Raw genomic sequence first — 8,497 nt, 5'->3', positions numbered from 1 at the left:
TTTTTTGCCAACCTGCAGTCATAGAAGTGATAAATAAGAAAACTGTTGGGACGATTGTGACCCATACATATTTCTCTTTCTTCATCTTGAATAAAATCACCGTACCCAAGATTAATGCCATTGATGCAAGAATTTGGTTACCAATACCAAAGAGTGGCCATAACGAATTAATGCCACCTAGAGGATCAACGACACCTTGATAAACGAAGAAGCCCCAGCCAGCAACCGCAACAAAAGTTCCAACTAAGTTTCCAAAAAAAGAGCTAGATTGTTTAACCGCAGGTACAACTATCCCGACCGTATCTTGCACCATAAAACGGCAAGCACGTGTTCCTGCATCCACCGCGGTTAAAATAAATAATGCTTCAAACAGGATCGCGAAGTGATACCAAAAAGCCATCATTGAACGACTATTGAAAATTTCAGAAATGATATGTGCCATACCAATCGCAAAAGTCGGTGCACCGCCTGTGCGAGATAAAATAGAGCTCTCACCCACTTCTTGTGCGAGTACAGTTAACATTTCTGGTGTAACGATGAAACCTAAATTACGAACAGCTTCAGCAGCCGTATCAACAGTTGTACCCAGCACTGCTGCAGGAGCATTGATCGCAAAATAGATTCCTGGATCAAGTACAGTCGCACAAATCATTGCCATAATGCCGACAAAAGATTCCATCAACATTCCACCATAACCGATCATACGAATATTTATTTCGTTATCGACGAGCTTAGGCGTTGTACCAGAAGAAACTAGCGCATGGAAACCAGAAATGGCACCACAAGCAATTGTAATAAATAGAAATGGAAATAATGTCCCTGCGAAAACAGGTCCTGTACCATCCACAAAATGCGTTACCGCAGGCATTTTCAAATCAGGCATTGCAAATACAATACCGATCGCCAAGCCAGCAATTACACCAATTTTAAGAAATGTTGATAAATAATCACGTGGTGCTAACAGTAACCAAACTGGTAAGACTGATGCAATAAAACCATAAATGATTAATGCCCATGTCAATTGCGTTCCACTTAAGGTAAATAACTGTCCCCAATACGGATCTTTTGCGACATCACCACCAAAAACAATCGCGGCCATCATTAAGACGAAACCAATGATAGAGACTTCTGCAATTTTACCTGGGCGAAGATAACGCATGTACACGCCCATAAATAATGCAATAGGAATCGTTGCAGCAATACTAAATACACCCCAAGGGCTATGAGCTAATGCTTTGACCACAACCAGTGCAAGTACTGCAAGAATAATCACCATCACGCCCAATGTACCAAGCATGACGATAACACCAGCAAAAGTACCCAATTCCTGCTTTGCCATTTCACCTAATGAACGACCATCACGACGTGTGGAGATAAACAGCACAAGAAAATCTTGAACTGCACCTGCAATCACAACACCGACGAGCAACCAAATTGTTCCTGGTAAATAACCCATCTGAGCCGCTAGAATTGGTCCCACTAAAGGACCAGCACCAGCAATCGCCGCAAAATGATGCCCAAATAATACGTATTTATTGGTAGGAACATAATCCAAACCATCGTTTAAACGATGAGCTGGGGTTAATCGCCTTGGGTTTAATTCAAAAACCTTGTTTGCGATAAATAAACTATAGAACCGATATGCAATGCTATATACACAGACAGCAGCGAGAACCAACCAAACTGCATTTACATGCTCACCGCGACTCACCGCCAATATCCCAAAAGAAATTGCCCCGATAATGGCAACTAAACTCCATAGAATCTTAGAGGAAAGCGATGTTTTTGCTTGTGTTATCTCCATTCAAAACCTCTCAAATATTTCACTTTTGGTGATTTGGATTTCCATTCCTATATTTTCTTTAGAAAATATCTTCGTGAGTTTATCGTTTATTAAAATAGATTTATCTAATACTTTGGCATAAAAAAAGGGATGATTCTTTATCATCCCTTCGATAATCGTATACTTTATGTTTAACGATTACGCACGCTCTAGGTAGTCACCAGTACGAGTATCTACACGAACGCTTTCTTCTTGCTGAACAAATAATGGAACACGTACAACAGCACCTGTTTCAAGTTTCGCTGGCTTACCGCCACCGCCAGAAGTGTCACCACGTACACCTGGATCAGTCTCAACGATTTTGAGCACAACAAAGTTTGGTGGGCTTACAGTTAAAGGTACACCATTAAATAACATGATTGTACATTTTTCATTTGAATCATCTTTTAACCATTTTGCGGCGTCGCCCATTGCTGTTTTATCAGCAGCGATTTGCTCAAAAGTTACTGGATCCATAAAGTTCCACATTTCGCCATCGTTGTAGAGGTATTCCATTTCTACTTCTACAATATCAGCAGCTTCTAAAGAATCACCTGATTTAAATGTTTTTTCTAATACTTTACCAGAGCGAAGGTTACGTAATTTTACGCGGTTAAACGCCTGACCTTTACCTGGTTTTACATATTCATTTTCCATGATTGAACATGGGTTACCATCCAGCATGACCTTAAGGCCAGCTTTAAAATCATTTGTAGAATAATAGGCCATGAAAGGCGCACTCCAACTTAAAACTCAAATCTATTAATGCTAGACTAGGCCAATAGCCTTTAGGCTAACACTATTTTAACGTATGGCATGATAAACTATTTACATCAAGAGAAAAACTGGCAATCACAACTCAGTGATCTAATTACTGATCCTTTAGAGTTGTTAAATCTGCTTGAGTTATCCACTGAACAGTTATTATCAGGGGCAATCCTTGCCTCTGAACAGTTCAAATTACGTGTTCCACGCGCATTCGTCGGAAAAATGAGCATTGGAGATCCTTTTGATCCCTTATTGCTACAAGTTTTACCTCATCATTTAGAACTTGAAGATCATCCCGAATTTGTTACTGACCCACTTGGTGAAGAAGCAGCTAATCAAATGGCTGGAGTTCTACATAAATATCAATCACGTTTTTTACTGACTTTAACTGGTGCATGTGCGATTCATTGTCGTTATTGTTTCCGTCGCCATTTCCCATACCAAGAAAACCTACCCAAAAATGATGATTGGATTAATATCAAACAGTATATTGAGCAAAATCCACAAATTAATGAAGTTATTTTGAGTGGTGGAGACCCCCTAACTTTATCAAATCGAAAATTAGCACTTTGGTTGGAACGTCTAGCATCTCTCCTTCAGATTAAGATTCTGAGAATTCATTCACGTGTTCCCGTCGTTATTCCAAATCGAATCGATGAAGAGCTGATTTCTATATTAAAAAACAGTAGGCTACGCATTGTAGTAGTGATACACTCAAATCACGCAGCTGAACTTGACGACTTTACTTGTTCAAAGTTATTACAGTTATCAGAACACCATATTACAGTGCTAAATCAAGCAGTTTTACTCAAAGGTGTGAATGATTCTGCAGAAATTTTGAATAATTTAAGTTTGCGTTTATTTGACGCGCGTGTAATGCCTTATTATCTTCATGTATTAGATAAAGTAAAAGGCGCTCAACATTTTGATTTAAGGTCTTCAGAGATAGATCATATATATACTGATGTTTTAGCGAGTTTACCTGGATATCTTGTCCCTAAACTCGTAAGGGAAATTGCGGGCGAAAAAAATAAAACACCGCTTTTTGGGGTTCAAACGTTCTGAGATTGATTACAATGATGGATAATGCATTTTCGGATATTTTTCAAATTCCCACTGTTTTAAGAAGGGATAAACTCAGTTTTTGTGATTCAAACACTAAAAGCTTGAACGAATGGATTTCAACACTTGCCATAATGCAATTGGGTGATACCTCTAAAGCATTATTCTCAGCTTTACTTGAGCTAAGTGAATTAGAATGCTCAGAAACTTTACGTTTTGATTTAATACAGACACTACACCCTACCATCGAAAATGTTTTAGGTAGTCTAGAAAAGAATTTTTTTAATCAAGGTGTCATCACCTCTGATCGTAATGAACACATTATAGAACTAGCAATGCTTTTGCGTTGTTACTTCGCAGCGATTTATATCAATATTGTTCGCCGAAGTAGCGATCAACTTGAGCATCAAAAATTTTCTTTTTTTGCATTAAATCAAAAGAAAAATCTCCAGACTGCAAGAACCTTAGCGACTTTCCAAGCATTACAACAACTCACTCAACTCCTGTATCAGCAACATATGCTTTATAGTGAACCTGTTGCAGGACAATGGCTCATTGCTCACCAACTTTATGATGCAGCTGTAACTCATAAATATCATCATACTACTTTGGAACAACCAGCAGGTAAACCAAGCCTCAATAATGTTGCTCAAGCTTATGCACAACTTATTTTGCTAGATATCTTTAACACCAATCAAATCCGCCAATCTGAGATTCAAGCTTTATTCCAATGCAGCTTTGACTGGGCGAAAATGCTGCAACTATTACCAAATGAAACTGAGTTAACCAAATATGTAGTTGATACCAGTAAAGATCACCCACCTATTTATAATAAGAAACAGAGTTCGGGATTTAATCCAAATATTTTCATCAGCACCAATAGTCTTTTAGATCATGTCACTGCAACACTTCACAAAAATGCAGAATATATTTCTAAAAATGAAAAAATCTATTTAACACCTGCGCTGAAGTTCCATGTTCAAACGATTCTTGGCACCACTGCAGAACGACGTCACGAGCGTTATGAGTACTCTGCGCAGTTGCATATTTGTTTTGGATTACTCACCGCTCATTTCTATCTATCTAAAGCAAAGAACTTCGCTGAAACTCTTCAACTTGAACATGGCTATGGATTACAAAGCGAATCTCGCTTTTTGTCATCGTGGGATAAAAAAGAATCTTCTGACAATCAAGAATCTTCCATCCAACGTTTAAGCCGTGAAAGTAAAGCAGTTTATCAAGCAGACATTCTTGATATTAGTGTAAATGGATATCGTATTAAATGGACGACTGAAGCACCTAAAAACCTTCGGACTGGCGAATATATCTTGGTGAAAGAAACCTCACATGGTCATTGGCGAGGTGGTGTTATTCGTTGGCTTAAACAATCCAGTGAAAAAAGCCTTGAACTCGGTTTAGAGGTTTTAGCACAGGATATTTTCCCATGCGCAGTACGTATTCAATCTGACCGCCATGTGAGTAATTACCACCCTGCACTTATTTTAAAAAATCATAATCTGGATGAAACAAAAACAACAATCATATTGCCAGGTTCGCAAATTTTCAGAGAACAGCAAGCTATTCATTTACGATTGGGGAAAGAGGAAGTAAAAGTGTACTTATTAACAGCACAGTTAATTACTCAAAGTTTTGTCCAGTTTGATTTCGAATTGCTCAATGAAGAAGATGAACCTAATCTTCAAAAATTTATGGCACAAAAGAATATGGATACAAATGATCAAGATTTATGGGAAGCATTGAAGTGAGAAATTCTCTACTCTCTAAAAAGTTAAAACGTACTGAAACACGCTTATTAATTATTGATGATAACCAACTTCGTTATAATCAAATTTTGCAATTATTTTCTGCACAAGAACATCAAGTCCAAGCTTGTCTATTGGATGATTTTAAAACATTTGAAAAGCAACTGAATCTACCTTGGGATATAGTGATTTTCGGTAGAGCTTATGATTTAAAAATCGAACAAACTCTCTCTTTGATTCAAGCATCATCACAACCTAATTTGCCCGTTTTATTGCTTGAACCAGAAGACTTCGATGCGCAACAGTATCAAAACTATATTCATAAAGGCATTTATGATGTTCTTAGTTTAAAATCCCCTGATCATTTTTATATCAGCATCATTCGTGCATTATCATATAGCCGATTAGTACAAGCTGAACATCGTCTATTGAATGAATTAGAAGCCGCACAAACACAAGCACAATCGCTAGTTGCTGAAACTCATAAAGCGGTCGCAGTGTTACAAGAAGGAATTCATTTCAGTGCCAACAAAGAGTATGCGACTCTTTTTGGTTTCGAGAATGAAGATGATTTGATTGGTTTACCATTACTAGATGTTTTACAACCTGAAGATTTAGCTCAATTTAAACTACGCTTTAAGAAGATTTCTCAAGGTCAATTTGAACATGCTCGCTTTGAGATCAAAACACTCAATTCCAATGTAAAAAACAATCCATTACATGTAGAGTTTTTACCATCTGGAAATGATGATGAAATTCAACTCAATATCGAATGTCCTTCTCAAACCACACAAAAATCTGAACCAACTACAGTCGCGCCTACTGTAACGATTGCTCCAGCAGAAAAACTTTCAAGTTTAAATTCATCTTTACAACAAATTAATCGCCATCTTAGCAATCATCCTGCAAATGTGAATGCCTTAGTTTTATTTGGCTTAAATCATTGTCCAAATGAAGTTTTTCAATCTGATTGGCGTGGAACAAAGTCTTATTTTTCAAATATTCAAAATTTCATTAAAGAACAAGTCAACGTCCCAATTCATAAAATTGAAACAGCACTGTATGCAGGCTTAATCCAAGCTGAATCCAAAGAAGTATTAAACTCATTACTCATTGGTTTGAATGGTCTACAAAAACCTCAACTTCTTGTGACAGATAATCACACCTTTCCACTCCAATTAAAATTAGGTTATTGTGAGTTAAATCAACCAATTTCAAATGAATCTGCTTTTGAACAATTACTCTCAAAAGCTTTTGCTACACCACTTCCTGTTTTCAATAGTCAAAAGATAGATGCCGATATCGGTCTTACAACCGAACATATTCAAACCTCTGTTAAATTAACCTTATTACAAGAGTTAAAACAGAAACTAGATGCTGGCTCCATCCAATTAAAATATCAACAACTTTATGATAAGCAGGATCAACATACTCATACCTATGAGGTTACAGCAGGATTTATTCATGATAATCAATGGATTGATTTAAGTGATCTAGCCGATTTAAAAGATGATCCTGAGTTATCTGTACAACTTGACCGCTGGATTCTTGTAGAAGCGTGTAAACAACTACACAACTTTATTACTCAATATCCCAAAGCTAAACTAATCGTTAATTTGAACCATCACATTCTAATTAATGATAAAAAATTACCTGAGTTGGTCGCAAAACTTCTTACAATTATTGGAAGTAAACAAGCTCATCCGCTTATTGTTCAGTTCTCAGAGCATAGTCTGCAACAAAATCTGTCCCAAGCTCAGCAGCAAGTCGCTCTACTCCGTCAATACGGCGCTGAAGTTTCAATACGCAATTTTGGTGATTCACTTTATAGCGAATCTATTCTTACGCAAATTGATACCCAATATTTATGCCTACATAGCAAACTTTCCAAGATGTTAGCTAGCGAGAAAGATATGGCAAAATTACAGGAAAAAATTCTGAATTTCATCGGTATGAAATCTGTAGAAATTTTACTGACTGATTTAAATGACATGAATTTATTCGCAAATGCTTGGAATGTTGAAGCGCGCTTCTTACAAGGCAACTACTTCCAAAAGAAACTTGATCGTTTAACTGACGTACAGGATCAATAGAAATCTACAAGCCTCTCCTTTTATAAAGGAGAGGCTTTAGAGACAACAAAAAACGGACATATAGCCCGTTTTTTGTTTTTCTTGATATTAACGTTTGATAGAACGTGACATACCAGAGAAACGTTGTTTGAACTTGTCGATACGACCACCAGTATCTACATTCTTTTGTTTACCAGTATAGAATGGGTGGCAAGCTGAACATACGTCAAGATAAAGAGTTTCTTTACCAAGTGCAGAACGAGTTTCGATTACGTTACCGCATGAGCAAGTAGCAACTAATTTTTCGTATTTAGGGTGAATATCGGCGCGCATGGTCGATGCTCCTATTTAGTAAGAAAGGCTTAAGCTGTTATCGCAATTGATCACTCTCAAGATGAGGAAAGCAGAGTTTTATACTCGCAGATCAATACCACAACAGACCATTTCTTTTGACTCACCGAGACATCTTAGGTCAGAGCAAAGCCAACAAGTGGGGAGTATTATACACATTTCCAATAAATTTAAAATATGTAAATACTCACGAAGACATTGAAAAACTAACTTAATTATTTTGGAGACTAGTTTGTCTTATAAGGCCATTAAAAAGTAGTCCATCCACCATCGGTAGCCCAAGTTGCACCTGTAATGTTTGAAGCTTCATCTGATAGTAAAAATAAAATAACACTAGCTTGTTCTGCAGGTGTAGACATTCTATGTTTGGAATCAGCAAACATTAAAAGACTTTGAGTTTTCAACATCGCCGTATTAGGCATTTTTGCCAACTCAGGATTTTTTGCTCGTTCTTTTTGTAACGTAGCTACTTTTTTAAAGGCTGTATCTGTCATTGCGGTTTCGGTAGCGGCCATATTTACTGAATTTACTCTTATCCCATAAGGTGCATAATCAATTGCAGCATTTTTAGTGAGACCAGTAACCGCATGCTTACTTGCCACATATGCTGGATTTCCCGCTAAACCCGTCAACCCAGCGATAGAACCAATATTTACAAT

The 8,497-nt window shown here is 37.2% G+C and carries 7 protein-coding genes; 3 read left to right on the top strand and 4 right to left on the bottom strand.

What is annotated here, in order from left to right; translation table 11 throughout:
* Positions 1–1,804, bottom strand: a 1,804-nt coding sequence (locus A2003_RS05750) for a carbon starvation CstA family protein (RefSeq protein WP_286686949.1), incomplete at its 3' end; no start/stop codon positions are given.
* A 177-nt stretch (positions 1,805–1,981) separates the two neighbouring features.
* Positions 1,982–2,551 carry an elongation factor P gene (gene efp, locus A2003_RS05745; protein WP_004913097.1) on the bottom strand — a complete coding sequence of 190 codons (570 nt, stop codon included), beginning with the start codon at positions 2,549–2,551 and terminating at the stop codon, positions 1,982–1,984.
* Between the two features lie 87 nt (positions 2,552–2,638).
* Here efp and epmB point away from each other — a divergent pair, with 87 nt between their 5' ends.
* From epmB to A2003_RS05730, 3 genes are read left to right on the top strand one after another with little or no spacing between them, the layout of a single operon-like run.
* On the top strand, positions 2,639–3,655 hold the full coding sequence (epmB, locus tag A2003_RS05740) for an EF-P beta-lysylation protein EpmB (RefSeq protein ID WP_004953344.1): 1,017 nt from the start codon (positions 2,639–2,641) through the stop codon (positions 3,653–3,655).
* 11 nt (positions 3,656–3,666) lie between these two features.
* Positions 3,667–5,418 carry a cyclic-di-GMP receptor FimW-related protein gene (locus tag A2003_RS05735; protein WP_286686948.1) on the top strand — a complete coding sequence of 584 codons (1,752 nt, stop codon included), beginning with the start codon at positions 3,667–3,669 and terminating at the stop codon, positions 5,416–5,418.
* Entirely contained in the window at positions 5,400–7,508 is a 2,109-nt protein-coding gene (locus A2003_RS05730) for an EAL domain-containing protein (protein ID WP_286686947.1), read from the top strand. Before A2003_RS05735 ends, A2003_RS05730 begins: the two co-directional genes overlap by 19 nt.
* Before the next feature lie 87 nt (positions 7,509–7,595).
* Here A2003_RS05730 and rpmE read toward each other — a convergent pair whose 3' ends face one another.
* Together rpmE and A2003_RS05720 are read right to left on the bottom strand one after the other, a co-directional pair.
* Entirely contained in the window at positions 7,596–7,820 is a 225-nt protein-coding gene (gene rpmE / locus A2003_RS05725) for a 50S ribosomal protein L31 (RefSeq protein ID WP_004662919.1), read from the bottom strand.
* Positions 7,821–8,086: 266 nt separating this feature from the next.
* Positions 8,087–8,497 (bottom strand): SDR family NAD(P)-dependent oxidoreductase (locus tag A2003_RS05720; protein ID WP_286686946.1); only part of this gene is annotated, 411 nt, incomplete at its 5' end.

This window comes from Acinetobacter sp. GWC1_38_13 (assembly GCF_001767535.1).
GTDB classification, from domain to species: Bacteria; Pseudomonadota; Gammaproteobacteria; order Pseudomonadales; family Moraxellaceae; genus Acinetobacter; species Acinetobacter junii.
The sequence above is the reverse complement of the archived record's forward strand: the minus strand, read 5'-3'. Positions and strand labels throughout refer to the sequence as shown.